This is a genomic window from Streptococcus sp. cx1, assembly GCF_052384325.1.
Lineage (GTDB): Bacteria > Bacillota > Bacilli > Lactobacillales > Streptococcaceae > Streptococcus > Streptococcus salivarius_G.
In genome coordinates, this window is record NZ_JBQSUN010000006.1 from 96,124 (window position 1) to 120,249 (window position 24,126).

Genomic DNA, 24,126 nt, shown 5'->3' on the forward strand with positions numbered 1-24,126 from the left:
TCTTTCTGACTTGCGTCAGCATTTCCTCCTCTGTAACCCTAAGCTTTTTTACGCAACTGTGCGATGAAAAAACCATCAGTTAGATACTGTTCGGGGGTAATTGCCAAACAGCCATTGACCACGATGTCTTTACATGGATGGTCTAAGGCAACTTGCTCAAAATCAGGATGGCTCTCAAGAAAGGCTTGAATCACCTCTTGATTTTCTTCTGCTATGATGGTGCAAGTACTATATGTTATTATACCACCTTTTCGTAGGGTTTGACAAACGCTGGATAGGATATCCAACTGCACAGCCTTAAGGGACTCAAAGTCTTGGAGATCCTTGTTATATTTGATGTCAGGTTTCCGACGAATGAGCCCAATCCCTGAACAAGGAGCATCCACTAAAATCTTGTCAAAACTATCAGCCGGAAAGACTTGATGTACCTGACTAGCATCCAGTTTCTGTGTCTTAACCTTATCAGCTAGGCCAAGACGTTGGGCATTTTCTTCAATAAGGGCAAGCTTATGATCATAGAGGTCAAGCGCCGTCACATGTCCACTCGTCAAATAAGAGGCCATATGAACCGTCTTACCACCAGGTGCCGCACAGGCATCCAGGATTTCTTCCTCGCCTTGAATCCCTAAAGTTGGTGCAACCAGTTGACTAGTCTCATCCTGAATGGTCAATAAGCCCTCTTTAAAATACTCTGTCCCAGCAAAGTAACCTGAAGACTTAACAAGCCCGACTGGTGATAGGACTGAACGATCAGCCCCAGTGGTCTCCGCTATCTCTTCCAAACGTGACGCATCCGTTACACGGACACTAGCCTTATTTCTCACAAAGAGACTTTGGAAAATAGCAAGGGCACGGTCTTCCCCGTACTGGTCGATAAGTTTTTTAACCAACCATACAGGTAGAGAATACTGAACGGAATAACGTTTATTGACACGTTTAATCTGGCTTGGATCTGGCAAAGGCTGGCTAGATAGTTTACGAAGAACCGCATTTACCAGCTTCTCAGCACCCTTTTTATTGCCACGATTTTTGGCAATAGAAACGGCATCATTAACCACCGCATGGGCTGGAATCTTATCTAAATAGGCCAACTGATAAAGGCTCAAAAGTAATAAGTCATATACCCAAGGTTCAAGCTTATCACGGTCCTCAATGACATGGGCTAGAATCCACTCCAAAGTAATCTTACGAGCCACGGTCCCATAGACAATTTCCGTCACCAAGGCCTTGTCCTTATCTGTTAGCTGCGACTTGCTCAGATGTGCATTGAGAGCAATATTTGAGTAGGCCCCTTCCTGGAAGACTTCTTCTAAGACTTCGAGTGCCTGTCCACGAGCTGTTTTTTTCCAATCATTGGCCAAATACATCACCTACTTCAAGATTGCGTCCGACCCCATTAAGGAAATCAGCAATAGCCATACGAGGTTTTCCTGCAGGCTGAACTGTCTTAAGCGAAATAGCTCCTTGGCCAGTCGCAACTACCAAACTCTTCTTGGTTTTTTCAATAATATGACCAGCCTGTCCTTGACCTTCTGCCAAGTCCGCCTCATAAATTTTGAAACGTTTGCCATCAAGCAAGGTATGGGCCACAGGCCATGGGTACATACCACGGATTTGATTGAAGATGTCACGAGCCGGCTTATTCCAATCAAGACGCTCCTCTTCTGGGCTAATATTTGGCGAAAATGTTACCTGACTGGCATCTTGAGGAACAGGTTTGATTTCTCCAGCGATATAGGCAGGCAAGGTTTCAAGCAAGAGGTCACGACCCAAGACTGCCAATTTTTCAAACATGGTACCAACATTATCCTCGTCAAGAATTGGCAAGGCCTTTTGGCTAACCATGTCACCAGCATCCATTTCCTTAACCATTTCCATAATCGTCACACCCGCTTCTGCATCACCATTGATAATGGCATAATGGATAGGTGCCCCACCACGGTATTTTGGCAGGAGTGAAGCGTGGACATTCACTGCAAAATCCATGCTATCAAGCAACTTACTTGGCAAGAATTGTCCATAAGCCGCAGTAACAATACCATCAGCACCAAGCGCCATAAGTTGTGCCATTTCCTCAGAACCTGACAACTTTTCAGGTTGATAAATTGGCAAGTCATGCGCCAAGGCAACTTCCTTGACCGGTGTCATGCGAATTTCTTTTTTACGGCCGACAGCTCGGTCTGGTTGCGTCACCACAGCGACAATATCATAACGCTCATCGGTCAAAAGTCCTTCCAGCACTGTCGCTGAAAAGGCAGGCGTTCCCATAAATACTAATTTTGTCATATTCTTCCTTTTCTAGATTAGGTAAAATTCTGAGGTTCGTGATCAATAATCAAACGCAGGTCCTTGTTCTCAGGCTCCTGAGTCATGTCAAGGACCCTATTAAGCGTTTCTTCCAAGTTATCCTCAAAACGGTATTTGATAATAATCTGATAGTGATAAAGGTTATGTGTTCGGGCAATTGGCTTAGGCGTAGGCCCTAGGAAGGTCACCTTGTCTGACAGGTGCTCTCTTAAATAAGCCATAACCTCATAGCTCTTGCGAACTACAAACTCTTCATCCTTGTGAGAAAGCGTAATTCCTACCGTATAGAAATAAGGCGGATAGGCCAACTGACGTCGAATCCCCATTTCATAGGCGTAGAAACCTTCATAATCCTGTTGCTGTGCAAACCGAATGGCATAATGACTAGGATTATAGGTTTGAATAATAACTTCCCCTTCCTTGTCAGCACGACCAGCACGACCAGCCACCTGAGTCAACAGTTGGAAGGTACGCTCAGCTGAACGAAAATCTGGTAAATTTAGCGACGTATCTGCATTCAAGACCCCTACCAAGGTAACATTTGGAAAATCCAAGCCCTTGGCAATCATCTGAGTTCCAAGCAAAATGTCGGCCTTACCACTTCCAAAGGCCTCCAAGAGTTTCTCGTGAGCCCCTTTCTTACGTGTCGTATCAACATCCATACGAATCACTTTGGCTTCTGGCAAAAGTTCCGTCAATTGGTCATAAGCCTTCTGTGTCCCAGTCCCATAATAGCGAATCTGACGGCTCTGACAGTTAGGGCAGACATGTGGTATTGCTTTTTGAAAATCACAATAGTGGCAATTCATGGTCTTAGTATCCATGTGCAAGGTCAATGAAATATCACAGTTGGGACAATCATCCACATAGCCACAGTCACGACACATGACAAAAGAGGAATAGCCACGACGGTTCAACATTAGCACAACTTGTTCCTTACGTGCCAAACGTTCTCGGATTTTCTCTAAGAGAGGTGGCGTAAAATCACTCGCCTCTTGACGGCCCACAAAGTCCTTAAAGTCCACCACTTCCACCTGAGGAATTTTGGCATTAGGATTTGCCCTCTGAGTCAACTCAAGAAAATGGTAAACCCCTTTCTGAGCTCTCGCGCGTGTCTCAATAGATGGTGTTGCTGAACCAAGGACAAGCACGGCTCCGTGACTCTTAGCCCTAAGCAAGGCCACATCTCTAGCATGGTAGCGAGGATTAGACTCCTGCTTATAAGTAGCCTCATGTTCCTCATCGATAATGATCGCGCCGATATTGTCCAAGGGAGCAAAGACAGCCGAACGCGCTCCTACCACAACCTTGGCCTGGCCTGACCTAACCTTTCGCCACTCGTCAAATTTCTCACCGTCTGACAAGCCTGAATGCATGATGGCCACCAAGTCACCAAACCGTGAAATGAAACGATTGGTCATTTGGGGCGTCAGGGAAATCTCTGGTACCAAGACAATAGCCGTTTTCCCCATAGCCAAGGTCCTCTCGATAAGATGCAGATAGACCTCTGTCTTACCTGATCCCGTTACCCCTTCCAATAAGAATGGTTTGCCACCTTGGCCGATTTGGCGCGTCATTTCTTCAACCGCATGCGCCTGTTGAACATTAAGCTCAAGAAAATCCGTCTTCTCTACCTTTTCAAAGTAACTGTCGGCACGATTGACCTCAACTTCAGTGATGACCAAGGCACCAGCTTCAATGAAAAACTTAACCACATCTCGTGAAAAAAGCTTGTGGAGGTCTGCCACCTTCCCTGGCTCACTCTTCTCGAGCAAGAAGTCCCGCAACTCCAATCGTTTCTTGGCCCGTTGCGAAATATCCAAAGTCTCGAGAATGCCCTTTTGAACACTATAGTGCTTCTCAGTCTTAATGTTCTGCTTATCCTTAGCAAGGTAATCAACCGTTACACGCCCAGACTGGACCAGACGAGGAATGGCTTGACGCTGCTCCTCTGACAACTGCGAGAAAAGAACATGATCCTGCCCCTGAAGAAAAATCTTTTTATCCTCTTCATCCAGTTTATCAGTCGCCATGATAACCTTATCGTACTGAGAATTAAGGAGACCAGGTAGCATTGACTTCAAGATGGAAATCTTATAGGAAAAGACCGTATGTCGCATCTGATTAGCCAAATCCAGTTGATCCTGATTAAGGACTGGCTCATAATCTAAAAGCTCAGCAATAGGTTTTAATTCAGGAAAGTCTCTTAAATCCTCCTGCTCCTCGAAGCCAATAACAAAGCCTTGCAATAGACGATTTCCTTTACCGAAAGGTACATGCACTCGCATACCAAGGGCAATTTGATCTTGCATAGCTTCAGGGATAAGATAACTATAAGGTCTGTCCGTCTGCATCAGAGGAACGTCTACAATAATTTGTGCTACTAAAACCATAAATTTCCTCCTGTCACTTCCTTAAGACCAGTATCATACAAGCTCAAGAAAAGCTGAGCTCTTGATTATCATCATAAAGAAGGAAGCTGAGACACTATGCCTCAGCTCCCCTCTCCTCATAAACCAAAGCATGACTTTGATTTTAGATTTTATCGCCTTCTTCTTTTTCTTTAGCAATTTGTTCTTTGATTTTACGTTCTTCTTCCTCAGCAGCAAGACGTGCTTGGATCACTTTCAAACGTGCCAATTCACGTTTAGATTCTGGATCTGGGTGAATAGTCACATTACCAGATTCAATTTCTTCAAGGGCTTGAAGGGTTGGTTTTACTGACGTAAACTCTTGAGTTGGTTCAGCACCAGCAGCCAATTCATGGGCACGTTTCGCTTGCAAAATAACCAATGAATATTTTGAAGGCACTTTATCCAAAAGTTTGTCAATAGAGGGTTTCAACATCATAATTCTATACCTATTTCTAATTTATTTATCTGATAATTTCTTTTCTGAAATCATATTACGATAGCGGCCAATCACACGGTCAACACGGAAGTGTTCTGCTTCAATAACACGTTTGACACGTTCAGCAGCCAAAGGCACTTCGTCATTAACAATGGCATAATCGTATTCGCTCATAAGAGCAATTTCTTCACGCGCACGCTCGATTCGTTGAGCAATAACTTCCTCAGAATCTGTTCCACGACCAACCAAACGTTCTTGAAGCTCGTTCAAATCTGGTGGCGTCAAAAAGATGAAGACAGCATCTGGAACCTTTTTCTTAACCTGAAGGGCCCCTTGAACTTCGATTTCAAGGAAAACATCAATACCTTTATCCAAGGTTTCATTGACATAAGTCAAAGGTGTTCCGTAGTAGTTACCTACATACTCAGCATATTCCAACATTTGACCATTACGAATAAGTTCTTCAAATTCCTCACGCGAACGGAAGAAATAATCCTTCCCATCAACTTCACCAGGACGTTGAGCACGCGTGGTCATTGATACTGAGTATTCAAATTTGTGGTCAGGTGTTGAAAAAATCTCCTGACGAACAGTTCCTTTTCCGACACCAGAAGGCCCTGAAAAAACAATCAAAAGTCCACGTTCAGACATGTCTTCTCCTTAAACTAAGATTAAAAATCTTCTTATGACTCACCTTAAAAAAGAGAAAGCAATCCTCTCTTTTTATGGCTTAGGGGTTGTTCAGTGATTAAGTTACAGCTCACTTTTCAAAGCATGCGTTTTTCCTTACCATTTTACCAATAAAAGTGACTTTTTTCAAGGTGAGGACACCATTAAAAAGAGTGAATCCCTTTTCCCAGTACTCACTCTTTTTAAACACTCTTTTAAACCAAACCAGTCAGGAGACCTTGCATGAATTCTTCTGAATGGAACTCACCAATATCATCAATTTTCTCACCAAAACCAATTAATTTAACTGGAATATCCAACTCTTGACGAATGGCCAGAACTACACCACCCTTGGCACTACCATCCAACTTAGTTAAGACAAGACCTGTAAGAGGTGTGATTTTTGAAAATTCCTTGGCCTGGCTAAGCGCATTTTGACCAGTTGAGGCATCCAAGGCCAAAAGGGTTTCATGAGGTGCTTCTGGAACCACACGCTTGATAATACGACCAATCTTTTCAAGCTCTGCCATAAGATTGTCTTTATTTTGCAGACGACCCGCCGTATCAATCATAAGGACGTCAACTCTCTCAGCAAGGGCCTTTTCCATACCATCATAAACCACTGAAGCTGGGTCAGCCTTCTCTGCACCAGTCACTACCGGCACATCAACACGACGTCCCCACTCAACCAACTGAGCAACCGCTCCTGCACGGAAGGTATCGGCAGCTACCAGCATGACTTTTTTGCCTTCTTGTTTGTATTTATGCGCCAACTTACCGATAGACGTTGTCTTACCAACCCCGTTGACACCAACGAAAAGCATGACTGTCAAACCATCTTGGAAATTAATCTGCTCCTTGTAGACATCATCCTTCTCGTAGATATCCACAAGTTTTTCGATAATCAAGCGTTGCAAATCTTCAGTCTTTTTGACATTTTCGAGGCGGGCTTCATAGCGCAAGTCTTCCGTTAATTGCGTGGCAACATTAACACCTACATCGGAAAGAATCAGCATTTCCTCTAATTCTTCGAAGAACTCCTCATCAACTCGACGGAAATTCGCAAAGAATTCATTCAAACGGGCAGCAAAACCTGTACGCGTCTTCTTGAGGGTACGGTTGTACTTTTCTTGTTCCGTTTCAGTTTTTGAAGCCTGAACTTCTTCAGGTTTTTCCTCAACTTTACGAGTTTGAACAGCCTCAAAAGTAACCGTTTCACCTTTTTCTGCAGCAGCAGCTACCTGAGCCTTTTTAGCATAGTAATCAGCCATGACATCTGCGAAGTGGTTATCCACAGCGACTTGGCTTTCTTCTGACTCTGATACACCCTCTGATTCACTTGATGCCTGATTATCAACAGAATGGTCTTCATCAGACGCTACTTCGCTTTCTTCAACAGATTCTGTAGACGAAATCTCTTCTACTTGAGTCTCTGACTCACTGAGCTGTTCTGTTTGACTTTCACTTGGCCCTTCACTTGTTGACAAGTCTTGATTATCAAGGGCCTCAGTTTCTGAAATTTCCTGATTTGCTACAGTCTCCTGTGACTGGTTTTCCTCTTGTCCAAATAATCGATCAAATAGACCCATTTGGTTCTCCTTATTTCTCTAGAATATATTTGTGGATGGCCTCAGCCACTCCAGATTCCTCATTAGTTTTTGTCGTTACTGCCTTGGCAACAGCCTTAACCTTAGGAACAGCATTTGCCATAGCCACACCTAGACCAGCCCACTCCAACATGGTCAAGTCATTTTCCTCATCTCCCATAGCCATAACCTGACTTTTATTCAGAGCAAGGTAATCAGTCAAGAGTCTTAAACCTACAGCCTTATGAACACCTTTAGGCATGACCTCTAGGATAATTTCACGAGACTTAAAGACCTCAAACGCTTGGTATAAATGGTCAGGTATTTTTTGAATTTGAGCATCCAAAAACGCTTCCTCACAGACCGTAACTACTTTATTATAGACGATATTTTCAGGAATGTCATCAATACTCTCCACATCAACGAAGGTCAAGGTAGGGTTAGCCTGACGATAGAGAGAATGATTGCCTTTACTTGGCACACCATAGACAATGCCATCACTGATAACATCCATCGGGAGGCCTAGGGGCTCAAAGACAGCATAAATCTGCTTTAAATCTTCTCGACTCATCTCTTTTTTTATGAGGATATCCCCATTATTACGCTGAACCAAGCCACCATTGAAGGTCACACTATAGTGCTTATCATCCAACAAGCCCAAATCTTCCAAGATATGAGTAATAGCTGGCAGAGGACGACCAGTCGTAATGACCACATGAACCCCCTTAGCTTCTGCTGCTTTCAGAGCAGCTCTATTTTCAGCTGTTACTTGCTTATCCTTAGTAAAGAGGGTCCCATCTAGGTCCAAGGCCAACAATTTAATCTCAGACATCCGAACCTACCAATCCTTCCATGAAATCAAAGACTGCACCATCTTTATGGTGACCAATCACTTCGTCAGCTACTGCCTTAATCTCATCGCGCGCATTTTCCGTAGCAACCGCACGCCCTGCAAAGGTCAACATCTCCATATCATTGAGATTATCACCAAAGGCTACAACATCTGAAGCCTGACGTCCCAACTCTTGGCAAAGATGGTAAAGACCAAAGCCCTTGTCCACACCTTTAAGGATAATATCCATAGAATCAAAGCCAGTTGTCACAGCTGTCATATCCTCAAAGATTGTGTTGAGGTAGTCACCACGTTCCATAATGGTATCCCCTTGGAACTTAGCAGTTACCTTGAAAATATCATCTGTAACCGCTTCAAGGTTCGTTGCCATAACATTTTCATAGTAACGTTCCATGGCCTTAAGATAGGCTGGATCTGCATCGTTTGGAGCATAGGCACCGCGACGTCCCGACAAGAGAATTCCCTCGCAAGTTGGCAAGGCTAAAGTTGTGTCTGCAATTTCTAAATAATCTTTAGGTTCTAGCTTGGACTCAAACAGGACTTCACCCTTGTACTGAACCAAGGCCCCATTCTCCGCAATAATCGCAATGCGGTCCACAAACCCATCAAAAAGCTCCTCCAAGGCCAAGAGAGCTCGGCCAGAAGCTACTGTAAAAACGTAATCTTTAACTTCACACGCATCCAAAAGGTTTTCCAAACGCGCCTTATCATAGGCACCAAGATGGTCTAGAAAAGTACCATCCATATCTGTTGCTAAAATTTTCAAAATAATCTCCCTTCAGGTCGAATATACTTGCCCCTATTGTACCAAAAATAGGAATATAAGTTTGGGAAAAGCCAAAGAAATTAGAGAAAATATGGCATTTTACTTGCAAATTCAGTATTTTAGTTGTATCATTACGGTAGTACAAAAATAATATATTATACTTTTAGAAAGGAGTCTCTTATGGCTTGGACATTTGATGAAAAATCGCCAATTTATCTCCAAATCGCCTATCGCGTCAAACTGAAGATAGCTTCCAAGGAATTGAGTATGGGACAACAACTCCTACCCGTTAGAGAATTTGCTCAGGAAGCTGGGGTCAATCCCAACACTGTACAAAGAGCCTTCCAAGAACTTGAAAAAGAGGGGTTGGTCTACTCTGCCCGTACCTCTGGCCGCTTTGTTACCGAAGATGAAAAACTAATTGATCAAAAACGACACGAGATTGCCCAAAGTCTCATGAAAAACTTTGTCACTGAGATGACAGCCATTGGTTTTAGCTCACCTGAAATCAAGACTATCATCACTGACTACATCGAACAAACAGGAAAGGACTTGTAGACCGATGACTGATATTGTAACTCTAACAAATCTCACCAAGACCTATAATGGTATTCCAGCCCTTAGAGATGTGACCATGTCCATCCCTTCTGGTAAAATCATTGGTCTCTTAGGACCAAACGGTAGTGGTAAAACAACCCTAATCAAAATTTTGAATGGCATCCTCCAACCGACTTCAGGTTTAGTGACCATTAATGGATTTCAGCCGTCACCTATCACTAAGGCGCAAGTGGCTTATTTGCCTGACACAACCTATTTAGATGAAAGTAAGACAATACAGTACTACTTGGACTTCTTCCAAGATTTCTATGCTGATTTCCGTTATCCTCTTGCCTTGCAACTCTTGCAGGATTTAAAGCTTCAGCCTGATTTGCGCCTTAAAGACCTCTCAAAAGGTAACAAAGAAAAAGTTCAGTTGATTTTGGTTATGAGTCGTGAAGCTAAACTCTATCTCCTCGATGAACCTATCGGTGGAGTCGATCCCGCGTCACGAGACTACATTCTTAAAACCATCATCAACCAATACTCTGAAGATGCTTCTGTTATCATTTCAACCCATTTGATTGCAGATATTGAATCCGTCCTAGACGAAGTTATCTTCTTAAAATACGGTCAGATTGAACTTCAAGGGGATGCTGATAATATCCGTCAAGCCCATGGCAAATCTATCGACAAACTCTTTAGAGAGATGTTCCACAACTAGGAGGTATGAGCATGTTTTGGAAATTAGTTAAGTATGAATTACAATCGGTCCGTAAATGGTATCTCGGCATCTATGGTATTGCCATCCTACTCTCAATCCCCTTGGGTTTAATGCTTCAAAAATTTATTTTTGTAACTGAACAGAGCCACCAAGAACCTAGTCTACTCTTTTTTGCTTTCTTCACACTGATGGTTTTTGCTACCATTATTGTATGGGGAGCCATTTATATAGCAACAATAGTCCTCATTGTCAGACGCTTTGCAAAGACTGTCTTTGGGAGAGAAGGTTACCTAACCAATACGCTCCCAGTTTCTGCCCACCAATTAATCTTGTCTAAACTCTTGGTAGCCTTTATTTTAGATATCATTTCATCACTCGTTATACTCCTTTCGATTGGAATTATAGCTGCTTTCTGCCTTGATATGAAAGATATCCTCCTAGCTACCAGCTACTTTGGCCAGATCCTAAAAGAAATAGGCGCTTTCTACCTTTTCATCCCTTCTACAATCTTGTCAATGATTGCTGGTATCCTTTTCTATTACCTCTGTATTAGTATCGGAAACCTCTTCAACACTAACAAAGTTCTTATGGGATTTGTCGCCTATTTCGCCATTCAGGCTATCCTATTCTTTATTGGTTTCTTCTTTGGACTCGGTGCAGCCTTGACCGGAGATGCAACAAATACTGCAATTAATAACTCGTCATATATCTTTAGTCTAGTTCAGTCTCTCATTCTTATCGCATCAAGTTACTTTGGTACCTACTATATCATGACCAAACGCTTAAACTTGGACTAAAGAAAAACCGTGTTCCTTGTGGAACACGATTTTTTTGCATTGAAAAGACTTATTTACTTTGTTCTTTACGATAAGTCTCAATTTCAGCTTTGTTACCCCAAACGAAGTGTCCTGGACGTACTTCAACCATCTCTGGTTTATCAACAGAATAGTCGTGTTGGTTTGGATCATAAACCTTCAAGACTTTCTTACGTTCCAAGATTGGGTCTGGAATAGGAACAGCAGACAAGAGTGACTTGGTGTAAGGGTGGATAGGATTGTTGTAGAGTTCTTCTGTCTCAGCAACTTCCACGATAGTCCCCTTGTAAATAACAGCGATACGGTCAGAAATGAAACGGACCACTGACAAGTCGTGAGCGATAAAGAGGTAGGTCAATCCCAACTCTTTTTGGAATTTCTTAAGCAAGTTCAAAACTTGGGCACGGACTGACACGTCAAGGGCTGAGATTGGTTCATCAGCGATAACCAAGTCAGGTTGCATAACCAAGGAACGCGCAATCCCAATACGTTGACGTTGTCCCCCAGAAAATTCGTGAGGGTAACGTGTCAAGTGTTCCTCAAGAAGTCCCACTTCTTTGATGATTTCCTTGATTTTAGCTTTACGATCTTCCTCATCTTTATAGAGATGGAAGTTATACAAACCTTCTGACAAGATGTAATCAACCGTTGCACGTTCATTCAAACTCGCTGCAGGGTCTTGGAAAATCATCTGGATTCGACGGATAAGGTCGTTTTTCTCAGAATGAGATAGGTGACCATTGATTTTCTTACCGTCAAAAATAATCTCACCATTACTAGTATCATTTAGACCAATAATGGCGCGACCGATAGTCGTTTTACCACTACCAGACTCACCAACGAGGGAAAAGGTTTCACCCTTGTTGATGAAAAAATTAGCATTGTGGACAGCAACAAATTTCTTGCTTCCTTCACCGAAGGAAATCTCCACATCTTTTACTTCAACTAACTTCTCAGGCATTGCCTTCCTCCTCATCTCCTAAATGTGCAAATCCCATATTAGCACGGATTTTTTCATGTAGATTTTGGATAACCTCAGGTTTTTCAACTTTTGGTGCATCCTCATGTAAGAGCCAGGTCTTAGCCCAGTGAGTATCTGAAACTTGGAATTGCGGTGCTTTTTCCTCGAAGTCAATTTGCATGGCATAATCTGAACGCAAGGCAAAGGCATCTCCAACAACCGGAGTATAAAGTGATGGTGGTGTCCCTGGAATTGAGAAGAGCTCACCCTTATCATCAGCCAACTGTGGCAAGCTTGAAAGCAAGCTCCACGTGTATGGATGACAAGGCTCATAGAAAATCTCCTCAACAGTTGCATACTCAATGATTTCACCAGCATACATAACAGCAACCTTGTCTGCGATACTTGCTACCACACCAAGGTCATGGGTAATGAAAATCACTGAGAAACCATACTCCTCTTTGAGTGATTTCAAGAGGTCAATGATTTGAGCTTGAATGGTCACATCAAGAGCAGTTGTTGGTTCGTCACAGATAAGGATATCGGGACGACAAGCCAAGGCTATGGCAATGACGATACGTTGACGCATTCCACCAGAGTATTGGAAAGGATATTCGTTGAAACGTTTTTCAGCATCAGGAATACCAACCTTGTCCATGTAATCAATGGCCATTTTTTTAGCTTCTTTGGCTGATTTTCCTTGGTGTTTGACAATGACTTCAACAATTTGGCTTCCGATAGTCTTAATTGGGTCAAGACTGGTCATAGGATCTTGGAAGATAGTCGCAATCTTAGCTCCACGAATTGCTGCCCAATCTTGGTGGCTCTTAAGCTTGGTCAAATCTTGGCCACGATAATCAATAGAACCGCTAGCAACACGACCATTTTCTTCAAGCATCCCTGTGAAAGTCTTGGTCAAAACTGATTTACCTGAACCAGACTCACCAACCAAGGCTAAAACTTCACCTTCAACCAAATCAAGGGAAACCCCTCGAATAGCTGTCAAAACACGGTCACGAACGTCAAATTCCACGACGATATCGCGAGCCGATAATATTACATTTTTATTTTCTGTCATATTGGACTCCTATCTATGCGTACGTGGGTCACTGGCATCCGCCAAGTTTTGACCGACAATAAAGAGAGAGAGGGAAACGAGGATCAAGGTAGTCAATGGAATCCAGAAGAGATAAGCATTGACTGTAACGTTCTGTGCATAGTCTGAAATCAAACGACCAAGACTAGGCGTCGTAACGGGAAGCCCCAAACCAAAGTAAGAAAGGAAAGCTTCGTAAGAGATAAATCCTGGCAAGAGCTGACTAGCCATAGTCACGATAACCGATACAAGTTGTGGCATGATATTTTTAACCACAATCTTAGGAGTTGGTGTTCCCAAAGTACGAGAAGCCAAGTTGTACTCCAAATCACGGTAACGCATGATTTGAATACGGATAGTATAGGCAATACCAATCCAACCTGTGACAGTCATGGCAAAGATCATGTTCCAGAAACCAGCACCCAATGAGTAAGTCAAGACGATAACGACAAGGAGGGCAGGAATGTTTGAGATGATGTTGTAGATTTCCATCATAATCATATCGAAGGTCTTAGAAATCCCCCAAACAGCACCAACGACTAAACCAATAACAACGTTAATGAAGGTAGCGATAACAGCAATAAGGATAGAATTACGAGCTCCAAACCAAACACTGTCAAAGAGAGACTTACCATTACTGTCCGTACCGAACCAGTATTGAGCATTTGGATGCACATAACGTACACTAAAGTCATTAACCTTAGACACGTCATTAAAGTCAAATTTTGAAAACATTGGGTAGATAAAGCTCATCAAAATGATAGCAATCAAGATTCCCAACATGACAGTTGTTGACTTTTTCTTGAAGAACTGACGCATCACCGATTTCCAGTATGAATAGGCCGGCGCATCAATTGTTTCAGAGGCAAAATCATCGCGCTTTACAAATTGGAACTTACTTTTATCAATTGAAGCCATTATTTACCTCCTTTAGATGTCAATTTGATACGTGGGTCAATCATAGTCATAAGGATATCACCCACAAGCAATGAGAAGATGGTAAGGGCTGTGAAAATAAATACAAGACCCACAACCATAGCGTTATTTGAAGCACGAACTGAGTCAATCAACATTTTACCCATACCAGGATAGGCGAAGATTGTTTCTGTCAAGGTTGCCCCTGTGATAACACTAACGATAGATGCTGGGATCCCTGAAACCAAGGAAACCATAGCATTTTTGAAAATGTGTTTATTCGAAATTTCTTGTTCTGACAACCCTTTGGCACGTGCAAAACGAACGAAGTCTTGTGACTGCAAGTCAATCATGTAACGACGAATCCAAATGGCAAGACCTGGTGTAGACAAAAGACCGAGAATAACAGATGGCAAGACGTATGAACGCCAGTCACCCGCACCCAAGATAGGGAAAGAATCTGGAAGACCAATCTCAGAACCAATCAAACGAATGATATAAACCAAGGCGATGGTTGGTAGTGAAAGCAAGAAAGTCAAGATACCAGTTGACACACTATCAAAGAGTGTGTTTTTAAAGCGTGCCATGTATGATCCCAATGGAATTGCCAAAGCATAAGACAAGACCAAACCAATCAAACCAGCAATGGCAGAACTTGTCACCATTGATGGGTACTGGTAGCGACTCTTAGTAGCTGTGTAAGGGTCGTCACCATAGTAAGAACGATCCCTAGCATCAGCCTGACTTGGTGATTTATAAGTACGAGAGTAGATATCTACTGAAGATACTTTCTTACCAGTAGGGAAGTTGACCTCAGAACTTTGTGTTTGTCCTTGACCTTGTGTAATAACATCAAGGACACCTTGCTCAGCATAAGTTGGGTAAGATGTACCAAGGTTCATCTTAACAAAGTTTTGGTGAACAAATGGGAACTGACCGTTAAAGTAAAGCAAGTATTTATGCTTAGTCCCTGAACCAACAACTGACCAACCGATAGCTGGGTCATTTTCAATACGGATATAACGCTTTAAGTTTGGATTTGTTTTATCTTTAACCCATCCAGTATTGTCAAATTCAAAGAGGTGCGTATAGAAGCCAAACACACGTTCAAGTACTGGCACATCACGTGTCGCATAGAATTGTTTACTTTGCTTGAACTGATGTAAACGCCAGCCACGTCCTAAACTATCCACATATTTTTGGTAGATAGCCTTATTTTCTTTTGTTGGCTTAGTGGTTACTGACTTATCAAGGGAGCTAGCTTTCTCCTGCAACTCCTTGGTGTCATAGTAATCAATGTAACCCATACGTTCATAGATTGTATTTTCATAGTTAGCCTTAGAATCAGCTGTCTTAGCAATCTTGTTGTAGTTAGGGTCCTGTCTGAAAATCAGACGCCTCGGCACCATGGTATAGATAATCGTGTAGGTCAAGGCCGTCACGACAAATATTGACAATAGAGAACGGAGGGTTCTCAATAAAATATATTTTTTCATGTCTCTTCCTTTAATTCCAAAAGAACTTTCCCAATCTAATGAGAAAGTTCCATCGTCCTTTTATTTAACGTGTTTCTCAAGGTCTTTTTGAGCTTTTTCGTTGGACTTAGACTTTTCTTTAAGCCAGCTTTCGCGAGCTTTATCATAGTTTTTCTTAGTGACAACATCTTTTTGAGGTTCAAGATACTTGAAGTATCGGTCAGAACCCTTAGGTCCTACTTGAGAGTAGGCACCTGAGAATGGTGTCAAACGAGCTACCATTGGAGCAGCACCCTTATTGACCATAAGTGGCATAAAGAGTGAGCTATCTTCCAACCAAGCTTGTGCCTCAGCATAACGTTCATAACGTACATTGAGGTCGCTTGTTTCCTTAGCTGCATTATCAACCAAAGCATCAAAGTCTTTAAGACCTACTTGAGCTGCTGCTGCATTATTAGGATCGTCAAATCCCATGTAAGTTTTTGTGTTCTCACTAGCTGTTGTCTTGAAGATATCAAGGAATGTTGATGGGTCTTCGTAGTCAGGCGCCCAAGCAACTGAAATATTGATATCCCAGTCTTCTGCTGCTGCGTTAGAAGCATACAAAGTACTGTTAAGAAGATCATCTTGAGACATTTGATGAACATCTACCACGACATTTTCTTTACCGAGTGTCTTTTCAACAGATTGTTTCAAAGATTGTGCACGTGCAACCGTTGGTTTAGCTGCTTGGTCAACAGGAAGGTCCAAGTGAATTGGGAATTGAACACCTTCTCCTTGAAGAGCTTCCTTAGCTTTGTTAAATTCAGCCTTAGCCTTATCAGCATTGAAGATACCGTCTTGACTGTCTTTAAAGTTAACACCTGACCACTCGTCACCATATGAAGCCATCTTTTCAGTTACCAAATCGCCAAATGACTTGTCACCAGCATAAACGAAGTCAGGTTTTACGAGTAGGTTACGAATCGCAAGAGCTGCACCTTTTTCACCATTAAGTTGTGCTGAATAAGCTGTACGGTCAATAGCGAAGTTAACTGATTGACGGAAGTCCTTGTTAAGAAGAGCCTTCTTAGTTGAGTCCTTCTCAGCATCTGTCTTCTTAGATGTATGGTTGTAAGACTGACGGTCAATATTAACACCAGCACCAAGAACATCTGCAGAAGGTTGTGTATAGAAGATATTATCTTTATATTGTTTTTCTACTGAATCAAAGTTTGAGCTTGTTGGGTATAGACGTGCTTGACTATAAGCTCCGTCAGTGAAATTACGGACAAGCGATTCTTGGTCTGAAGCATCGTAGAAAGATAGTTTAACGCCGTCAAAGTGAACATTTTTCTTATCCCAATAGTTTTCATTTTTAGCCAACTCGATAGATGATTTAGCTGTCAATGACTTAAGGATATATGGACCATTATAAAGGATAGATGATGGATCTGTTGATTTACCAAAGCTATCCCCTTTTGACTTAAGAAACTCTTCATTTACAGGCCAGAAGAGAGAATAAGTCATCTTAGAATTCCAGTAAGGTTCTGGTTGTTTAAGTGTGTACTGAAGAGTATAATCATCAAGAGCTTTAACGCCAACTTTAGAGAAGTCTTTATCAGTACCATTGAAATAATCAGCAAGACCTACTACAGAATCTTTTGCCAAGTAAATTGACTCTGTCTTTTTATCAGCAGCATGCTTAAGACCTGTTACGAAGTCTTTAGCTGTTACTTCTGCATACTCTTCACCATCTGAAGTGTACCATTTAACTCCCTTACGAAGTTTGTAAGTATAAGTCAAACCATCAGCTGAAACAGTCCAGTCCTTGGCAATAGAAGGTACCAAGTTACCATATTTATCGTTTTCCAAAAGGCCATCGACACCATTTGTCACAGCATCAGTCGTTGAACCTTTATTGGAAATAAGATAGTCCAATGTTTCAGGATCAGCAGTATAAATATAGTTATAAGTATTGCTTGAAGTGTTTGATTTTGATGAACAAGCCACTAAAACCCCAACACTTAGGAGGGAAACACCCGCAAGGGCCAACCATTTACTTTTTTTCATAAGCATTCTCCAAAAATCTTTTTTGATATGCCTACATTATACCATAAAAAATAAGATGAGTGCAATTTTCAGAATATTTTGTCTTATGCTGACTTTCTCACAATTATACCCCTCATGAACACTAGGAATTAGCCCTTTTTTGACAAAAGAAAAAGGCAAACTGCCTTTTCCTCAAGATTATTATTTAACGTGTTTCTCAAGATCTTTTTGAGCTTTTTCGTTAGATGCTTTCTTTTCTTTAAGCCATTTTTCACGACTTTGTTCGTATTCTTTCTTAGTAACTACTTTTTCTTGTGGTTTCACGTATTTGAAGTAGTCTGATGAGTTCTTATCACCCACCTGCATGCTAGCACCCGTAAATGGTGTCAAGCGTGAGATAACTGGTGCTGCACCGTTACCAACAGTCAATGGAATGACAAGAGAGCTATCTTCCAACCAAGCTTGGGCTTGAGCATAACGGTCGTAACGAGCGTTGAGGTCTGTTGTTTCTGAAGCTGCTGAATCAAGCAAGGCATCATAGTCTTTAAGACCTACTTGGGCTGCGGCAGCATTGTTTGGATCATCATAACCCATGAAAAACTTGGTATTTTCACTTGATGTTGTTTTGAAGATATCAAGATAAGTTGATGGATCTTGATAGTCTGGACCCCAAACCACACCGTTAGAAATATCCCAGTCTTCTGCTGCTGCATTTGCTGCATTAAGAGTCGCATTTTGCATATCATCAGATGACAATTGGTTAACATCGATAACCACATTATCGCTACCCAATGATTGTTCAATGGTTTGTTTCAAAGATTGGGCCTGAGCAACATGGATTTTAGAACTTTGGTCAACTGGAAGGTCCAAGTGAATTGGGAATTGAACACCATCTGCTCGGAGAGCTTCCTTAGCTTTGGCAAACTCAGTCTTAGCTTTTTCAGCATTGTAGAGGCCATCTTGACCATCAGTAAAGTTTACACCTGACCATTCATTACCATAAGAGGACATTTTCTCTGTTACAAGATCTCCAAAGGTCTTATCACCTGCACTGACAAAATCAGAAGGAACAAAGAGGTTACGTAGAGCTAGAGCTGCACCATCTTTACCATTCATTTGTGATTGATAAGCCGTACGATCAATTGCGAAGTTGATTGATTGACGGAAGTCTTTGTTTAGAAGAGCCTTCTTAGTTGATGTCTTTTCAGCATCCGTCTTCTTGGCTGAGAATTTATAGCTTTGGCGGTCGATATTAACACCAATGGCTGATGTAGACGCACCTGCTGCAGTGTAATAAATGTTATCTTTATATTTCTTCTCTACAGAAGCATAGTTAGAACTCGTTGGGTAGACACGAGCCAAACTATAGGCACCATCCGTGAAACCACGTTCTAGAGCCTCTTGATCCGAACCGTCATAATATGACAATTTGATGGCATCAAAGTGTACATTTTTCTTGTCCCAATAATTTTCATTCTTAGTCAACTCAATAGATGATTTAGCTGTCAAAGATTTGAGAAGGAAAGGACCATTATAGAGGATAGAGGTTGGGTCTGTTGACTTACCAAAATCTTTTCCTTTGTTCTTAAGAAAGTCTTCGTTAACTGGGAAGAGCAAGCCATAAGTTGTTTTAGAATTCCAGTATGGCTCAGGTTTTTTAAGGGTGTATTGCAATGTATAATCGTCGATTGCTTTAACGCCTACATTTGAGAAATCTTTATTGGCACCAGAGAGGTAGTCAGACAAGCCAGCAATAGAATCTTGCACCAAGTAAAGAGCTCCAGACTTGCCATCAGCCGCATGCTTAAGACCAGTCACAAAGTCCTTAGCAGTCACATCAGCATACTCTTCACCATCAGAAGTATACCATTTAATTCCCTTACGGATTTTATAAGTATAAGTCAGACCATCTTGAGAGACAGACCAATCTTCAGCTACTGAAGGGACAAGATTTCCATATTTATCTGCTTCCATAAGACCATCTACACCGTTTGTCACAGCTGTCTTAGTAGGTCCTGTATTTGAAGTGATGTAATCCAATGATTCTGGATCTGAATTATAAACATAACCATAAGTCGTTCCACTAGTACTTGACTTAGAAGAACAAGCCGCTAAGGCACCTACACTGAGGAGTGCTACACCCGCAAGGGCTAACCATTTGCTTTTTTTCATAAGATTTCTCCAAAAAATAAAATTTTACCTTTTCATTATAGCATAAATAATCAAGAATAACAGTCGTTGTCAGACTATTTTGAACAAGTATTGCACATGATAAAACACGATAAACTCAATAGCCCCTTGTATTCCCTAGGTTTCTAGCCACCTCATTCAATTTATTTTTAATCACTCGTCATGCATAAAACAAAAAGGTCTAACACCTTGGTTAAACCTCTGTTTTTAAATGAAAATTAGCCATTAAGAGCTTGAGCAGCTGTGATAATCGCCAAATTGTAAATATCTTCAGCACTAGCCCCACGAGAAAGATCATTAACAGGTTTATTAAGACCTTGCAAGATTGGTCCGATGGCTTCGAACATTCCCAAACGTTGGGCAATCTTATATCCAATGTTACCTGCTTGCAAACCTGGGAAGACAAAGACATTAGCATGTCCCGCTACGTTACTATCTGGAGCCTTAATGGCAGCTGTTGCTGGAACAAAGGCTGCATCAAACTGCAACTCACCATCAATAGCCAAGTCAGGACGCATTTCTTTAGCAATATTTGTTGCCTCTACTACCCTGTCAACTTTTGGCGATTTAGCAGAACCTTTTGTTGAGAAGCTAAGCATGGCCACTTTAGGATCAATACCAAAAACTTTAGCTGTTTCAGCAGTATTAATTGCAATTTCTGCCAATTCTTGAGAATTTGGCTCAATATTGATCGCACAATCAGCAAACACCAAACGATGATCGGTATTTTCACGGTTCATAAGGAAAACACCTGATGTACGTGAAATGCCTGGTTTTGTTTTGATAATTTGAAGGGCAGGACGTACCGTATCCGCTGTTGAGTGGATAGCACCTGAAACCATTCCATCAGCAAGACCGAGTTTAACTAGCATAACACCGAAATAGTTGACATCACGAAGCAATTTCTCTGCATCTTCGACTGTTGCTTTTCCTTTACGGATTTCAAGAAATTTTTCCTTCATTTCCTCAAAACCTTCATAGGTTTCAGGATTAATAATCGTATAGTTAAAGTCTGCAAAGCCAAGATCGTTCAAGATTTTGTGAACCTCAGCTGGGTCTCCCAAAATAATAGGATCCACCAATCCTTCAAATTTCAAACGGGCAGCAGCACGAACCACACGGTCGTCGTTACCCTCAGGGAAGACAATTTTAACACCTTTCCCTGCAATACGTTCACGAAGTTCACCAAATAGACTACGCATAAAAAATCCTCAATCAATCTTTTTTAGTTTGTAAGTTCATGATAACGGTTTCAAAATCATCTGTCAAGGAAGATGCATGGACCATCTCTTTTTTGGTAAACGGATCGATAAAGGCAAGGCGATGACAATGCAAGGCCTGGCGCTTAATACCATAATCTAGAGAACCACCATAAAGGTCATCTCCCAGAAGAGGCAAACCTAGATGGGCAAAGTGCACACGAATCTGGTGCGTACGTCCAGTATGAAGATTGATATCCACCAACTTCACTCGACCATAATCAGCTACCAAGCGATAGCTCGTATGGGCATATTTCCCTGATTTATGAACCCGACGTGTAATAATTGAATCCACATCACGCGCAATCGGTGCAATGATTTCGCCCTGCTCCTCAAGTTTGGTATCACCTTCAACCAAGGCATAGTAATGCTTCTTAATAGACTTCTGCTGCAACTGTTTATCCATACGCGCGTGGGCATAGCCATGCTTAGCAAAGAGCATGAGACCAGACGTGTCCTTATCCAGACGTGTCACGATATGCACGCGCTGGTTAGGATAATTATTGCTAACAAAATGATATTTAACAAAGTTAGCCATGGTATTGTCATGGTTAACACTTGGAATACTGGCATAACCATAAGGTTTATTAACGACCAAGAAGTTATCATCTTCATAGACGATATCCAGGTCAAAAGGAATGGGTTTCAAGGTCTCATGCGGCGCCTCATCAGGAATTTCAATAGTAACCACATCTCCTTCATGGACAGGATAAGTCGCAAACTGCTCCTCACCATTAACCCAGATATGACCGCCTTCAAACTTAATCTTGGCCAGTAGCCCTTTAGAAATATCGTGCTCCTTCAAAAAGGTCTTGACCCGACAAGAACGCCCTACTGTAAACTCATATCTCATTCTTCCATGTCTCCAATAAAGGAATCACGTACACGTTCCCAGAAACTTGTATGACTGGCACTAGCCACAAAGGAAATCTTACGTTGGTCAATTGAGAATTCTACCTTTTTCACATTACGGTTGGTATAGGTTTTATTATCAACGGATAGAGTGTAGCTTCCCATTCGGGTAGGATAAACCGTAATCTTCTCATGCTTAGGCACAATAAGGGGACTACCTAAGGTACGATACACACGATTATTAAGACTAGCAATCTCTGTCAGTTGCAAGGCTTCAATGGTAGGATGAAGGACCGCACCACCCAAAGATTTATTGTAGGCCGTTGATCCTGTAGGCGTTGACACCGACAGTCCATCACCACGGAAGCTCTCAAACAAGACATCATTAAGGCAAACATCTGCCGCCATAGTTTTCTCATTACGCTTGATGGCTGCTTCATTGAGGGCAATCGACGTAAAAGAACGCCCATCAGCCAGGGTCAATTTGACATTCAAAAGAGGGTAAGAGATCTTAGCACCACTATCTTTTCGAAGCGTCTCGATTAATTGATCCACTTCACTGTCCAAATAATCCGTATAAAAGCCTAAGTGACCCGTGTGAATCCCTACAAAACGCACACGCGCAAGCTCTTTTTCATACATATGAAAGGCCGATAGCAACATACCATCACCACCAATTGAGATGACCACATCTGGATTTTTCTTGGTCAAATAAAAATCTGGATCATCTCGAAAGGCATTAAAAAGTTTTGAGGCCACACGCCTACTTTGGGGTTTGCCATTGGCAATAATAGCTACCTTCATCTCATCCGAAGAGGTCTTCATCTGTGTCATCACTATTTCCTACACTATCCTTCAAAGTTCTGTTAATTGGATCAAAGAGCAACTGGGCTTCTCTAATATCATCACGTATCTTACGCATTTCTTCATCAAGTTCATAAGCCATGCGGGCCGTAGTTTCCAAGCGAAGCTTAATTTCCTCTGGAAAGTTTCCCTGATACTTGTAATTAAGGGAATGTTCAATGGTGGCCCAAAAGTTCATGGCCAAAGTCCTAATCTGAATCTCTGCAAGAATCTCCTTACGACCATCAATGGTATCAACGGGATAAGAGATAATAACATGATAAGAGCGATAACCCGAATTTTTACGGTTTCTGATATAGTCTCGCTCTGAAACAATAGTCATATCACTACGATGACGAAGCAAAGCCAAAACCTCATCCACATCATCGACAAATTGGACCATGACTCGGAGACCAGCGATATCCTGCATATCTTGAGCCAAATTTTCAATCGAAAGGCCACGAAGGGCGATCTTCTCTTCAATGGAAGCCACTGACTTCACACGTCCCGTCACAAACTCAATGGGCGAGTGACGATTTTGCTTACGAAATTGTTTACGAATGCCTCGGAGCTTGATTTTGAGCTCACCTACGGCCTGAATATAGGGGTCTAGAAATTGTTCCCAATCCATGGTCAAGATAGGACTCCTCCTTGTCAAAAGCTTTAGTTTTTTATAAAATAAATACAATCTGTTATATTATACCACATTTGAAAGCACAAGGGAGGACACACATGAACCATTTAGAGATAGAGTACAAGACTCTACTCACCAAAGACGAGTACAATCGTTTAGCGATGCTTTTCTCCCATGTGACACCTGTTACGCAAACAAACTACTACATCGACACTCCTCAGAGTGACATGAGAAATAAAAAGTTGTCTTTGCGTATTAGGACACTTCCCACTCATGGTGAGCTGACCTTGAAAATCCCTGAAAAAGTCGGGAACATGGAGTACAACGTTACCATGGATTGTGCGGATGCTAAGGCTTTGACTAAGTCGCTGGACTTTCCTGATTGTCAAATCAAATCCATTCTTTTAGAACGTGGGGTTAAACTAGAGGACCTAACCATCCTCGGACATTTGACCACAACTCGTCGCGAGTACCAGACCAACATCGGCCTCATGGCTCTTGATGTCAATGTCTATGCTGACAAGAAAGACTACGAGCTTGAACTAGAAGTTTCGGATGCTGAGAAAGGTAAAGACGACTTTGATGCCTTTCTTAAAGAAAATAATATTGACTTTAAGTATGCTAAGAGTAAGGTTGCACGCTTTGTAGCTACCCTCAAACGAGACAAAGACTAAAATTTAGACAAGGAGTTGGCTCCTTGTTTTTTTTATTTTAAACACATGTAGCTTCAAATGCCACAAGTATTTAGAACTTCAGAGGGTAA

At 41.8% G+C, this 24,126-nt stretch carries 22 protein-coding genes; 4 read left to right on the forward strand and 18 right to left on the reverse strand.

Annotated elements, in window-relative coordinates; genetic code table 11:
- Positions 1 to 38 precede the first annotated feature (38 nt).
- The 8 genes from rsmB to ACT170_RS08840 form a co-directional block, all read right to left on the reverse strand.
- Positions 39 to 1,361, reverse strand: coding sequence for a 16S rRNA (cytosine(967)-C(5))-methyltransferase RsmB (gene rsmB / locus ACT170_RS08805; protein WP_444818220.1), 1,323 nt, complete (start codon positions 1,359 to 1,361; stop codon positions 39 to 41).
- On the reverse strand, positions 1,351 to 2,286 hold the full coding sequence (gene fmt / locus ACT170_RS08810) for a methionyl-tRNA formyltransferase (protein WP_444818221.1): 936 nt from the start codon (positions 2,284 to 2,286) through the stop codon (positions 1,351 to 1,353). The genes rsmB and fmt overlap by 11 nt, the downstream gene beginning before the upstream one ends.
- 17 nt (positions 2,287 to 2,303) lie before the next feature.
- Complete coding sequence (locus ACT170_RS08815) at positions 2,304 to 4,700, reverse strand: primosomal protein N' (RefSeq protein ID WP_444818222.1); 2,397 nt, start codon at positions 4,698 to 4,700, stop codon at positions 2,304 to 2,306.
- Positions 4,701 to 4,842: 142 nt separating this feature from the next.
- Positions 4,843 to 5,157, reverse strand: coding sequence for a DNA-directed RNA polymerase subunit omega (rpoZ, locus tag ACT170_RS08820; protein ID WP_002886855.1), 315 nt, complete (start codon positions 5,155 to 5,157; stop codon positions 4,843 to 4,845).
- 21 nt (positions 5,158 to 5,178) lie between these two features.
- On the reverse strand, positions 5,179 to 5,808 hold the full coding sequence (gmk, locus tag ACT170_RS08825) for a guanylate kinase (RefSeq protein WP_002884259.1): 630 nt from the start codon (positions 5,806 to 5,808) through the stop codon (positions 5,179 to 5,181).
- A gap of 233 nt (positions 5,809 to 6,041) precedes the next feature.
- Complete coding sequence (gene ftsY, locus ACT170_RS08830) at positions 6,042 to 7,415, reverse strand: signal recognition particle-docking protein FtsY (protein ID WP_371490409.1); 1,374 nt, start codon at positions 7,413 to 7,415, stop codon at positions 6,042 to 6,044.
- A 10-nt stretch (positions 7,416 to 7,425) separates the two neighbouring features.
- Entirely contained in the window at positions 7,426 to 8,244 is an 819-nt protein-coding gene (locus ACT170_RS08835) for a Cof-type HAD-IIB family hydrolase (RefSeq protein WP_410532294.1), read from the reverse strand.
- Positions 8,237 to 9,031 carry an HAD-IIB family hydrolase gene (locus ACT170_RS08840; RefSeq protein WP_417164700.1) on the reverse strand — a complete coding sequence of 265 codons (795 nt, stop codon included), beginning with the start codon at positions 9,029 to 9,031 and terminating at the stop codon, positions 8,237 to 8,239. Before ACT170_RS08840 ends, ACT170_RS08835 begins: the two co-directional genes overlap by 8 nt.
- A gap of 180 nt (positions 9,032 to 9,211) precedes the next feature.
- Between ACT170_RS08840 and ACT170_RS08845 the strand changes: the two genes are divergently transcribed.
- Genes ACT170_RS08845 through ACT170_RS08855 form a run of 3 tightly spaced genes read left to right on the forward strand, consistent with a single transcriptional unit; the run spans position 9,212 to position 11,089 of the window.
- Positions 9,212 to 9,589 carry a GntR family transcriptional regulator gene (locus ACT170_RS08845; protein WP_087010062.1) on the forward strand — a complete coding sequence of 126 codons (378 nt, stop codon included), beginning with the start codon at positions 9,212 to 9,214 and terminating at the stop codon, positions 9,587 to 9,589.
- A gap of 4 nt (positions 9,590 to 9,593) precedes the next feature.
- Positions 9,594 to 10,292: an ABC transporter ATP-binding protein gene (locus ACT170_RS08850; RefSeq protein ID WP_444818223.1), complete on the forward strand. Its 699-nt coding sequence runs from the start codon at positions 9,594 to 9,596 to the stop codon at positions 10,290 to 10,292.
- Positions 10,293 to 10,303: 11 nt separating this feature from the next.
- Positions 10,304 to 11,089 (forward strand): ABC transporter permease, encoded by a 786-nt coding sequence (locus tag ACT170_RS08855; RefSeq protein ID WP_444818224.1) that lies wholly within the window; start codon positions 10,304 to 10,306, stop codon positions 11,087 to 11,089.
- Between the two features lie 49 nt (positions 11,090 to 11,138).
- On the opposite strand, the gene ACT170_RS08860 is transcribed toward ACT170_RS08855, so the two are convergent.
- The 10 genes from ACT170_RS08860 to ACT170_RS08905 all read right to left on the reverse strand — a co-directional run bounded on the left by ACT170_RS08860 (position 11,139) and on the right by ACT170_RS08905 (position 23,366).
- The gene (locus ACT170_RS08860) at positions 11,139 to 12,068 is read right to left on the reverse strand and encodes an ATP-binding cassette domain-containing protein (protein ID WP_002886847.1); all 930 of its coding nucleotides are present in this window, start codon (positions 12,066 to 12,068) and stop codon (positions 11,139 to 11,141) included.
- Positions 12,061 to 13,146: an ABC transporter ATP-binding protein gene (locus ACT170_RS08865; RefSeq protein ID WP_151404470.1), complete on the reverse strand. Its 1,086-nt coding sequence runs from the start codon at positions 13,144 to 13,146 to the stop codon at positions 12,061 to 12,063. Before ACT170_RS08865 ends, ACT170_RS08860 begins: the two co-directional genes overlap by 8 nt.
- A gap of 9 nt (positions 13,147 to 13,155) precedes the next feature.
- On the reverse strand, positions 13,156 to 14,082 hold the full coding sequence (gene oppC / locus ACT170_RS08870; protein ID WP_022496729.1) for an oligopeptide ABC transporter permease OppC: 927 nt from the start codon (positions 14,080 to 14,082) through the stop codon (positions 13,156 to 13,158).
- On the reverse strand, positions 14,082 to 15,575 hold the full coding sequence (locus ACT170_RS08875; protein WP_444818225.1) for an ABC transporter permease: 1,494 nt from the start codon (positions 15,573 to 15,575) through the stop codon (positions 14,082 to 14,084). Before ACT170_RS08875 ends, oppC begins: the two co-directional genes overlap by 1 nt.
- A 60-nt stretch (positions 15,576 to 15,635) precedes the next feature.
- Complete coding sequence (locus ACT170_RS08880) at positions 15,636 to 17,606, reverse strand: peptide ABC transporter substrate-binding protein (protein ID WP_444818226.1); 1,971 nt, start codon at positions 17,604 to 17,606, stop codon at positions 15,636 to 15,638.
- 180 nt (positions 17,607 to 17,786) lie between these two features.
- Positions 17,787 to 19,757, reverse strand: a complete 1,971-nt coding sequence (locus ACT170_RS08885) for a peptide ABC transporter substrate-binding protein (RefSeq protein ID WP_444818227.1) — start codon at positions 19,755 to 19,757, stop codon at positions 17,787 to 17,789.
- 236 nt (positions 19,758 to 19,993) lie between these two features.
- Positions 19,994 to 20,977: a phosphate acetyltransferase gene (pta, locus tag ACT170_RS08890; protein ID WP_070839647.1), complete on the reverse strand. Its 984-nt coding sequence runs from the start codon at positions 20,975 to 20,977 to the stop codon at positions 19,994 to 19,996.
- A gap of 13 nt (positions 20,978 to 20,990) precedes the next feature.
- On the reverse strand, positions 20,991 to 21,887 hold the full coding sequence (locus tag ACT170_RS08895; RefSeq protein WP_049554141.1) for an RluA family pseudouridine synthase: 897 nt from the start codon (positions 21,885 to 21,887) through the stop codon (positions 20,991 to 20,993).
- Positions 21,884 to 22,720 (reverse strand): NAD kinase, encoded by an 837-nt coding sequence (locus ACT170_RS08900; RefSeq protein ID WP_002884507.1) that lies wholly within the window; start codon positions 22,718 to 22,720, stop codon positions 21,884 to 21,886. The genes ACT170_RS08895 and ACT170_RS08900 overlap by 4 nt, the downstream gene beginning before the upstream one ends.
- Positions 22,692 to 23,366 carry a GTP pyrophosphokinase gene (locus tag ACT170_RS08905; protein ID WP_049554140.1) on the reverse strand — a complete coding sequence of 225 codons (675 nt, stop codon included), beginning with the start codon at positions 23,364 to 23,366 and terminating at the stop codon, positions 22,692 to 22,694. Before ACT170_RS08905 ends, ACT170_RS08900 begins: the two co-directional genes overlap by 29 nt.
- A 95-nt stretch (positions 23,367 to 23,461) precedes the next feature.
- Between ACT170_RS08905 and ACT170_RS08910 the strand changes: the two genes are divergently transcribed.
- Complete coding sequence (locus tag ACT170_RS08910; protein WP_002886838.1) at positions 23,462 to 24,037, forward strand: CYTH domain-containing protein; 576 nt, start codon at positions 23,462 to 23,464, stop codon at positions 24,035 to 24,037.
- The last annotated feature ends 89 nt before the right edge of the window (positions 24,038 to 24,126 follow it).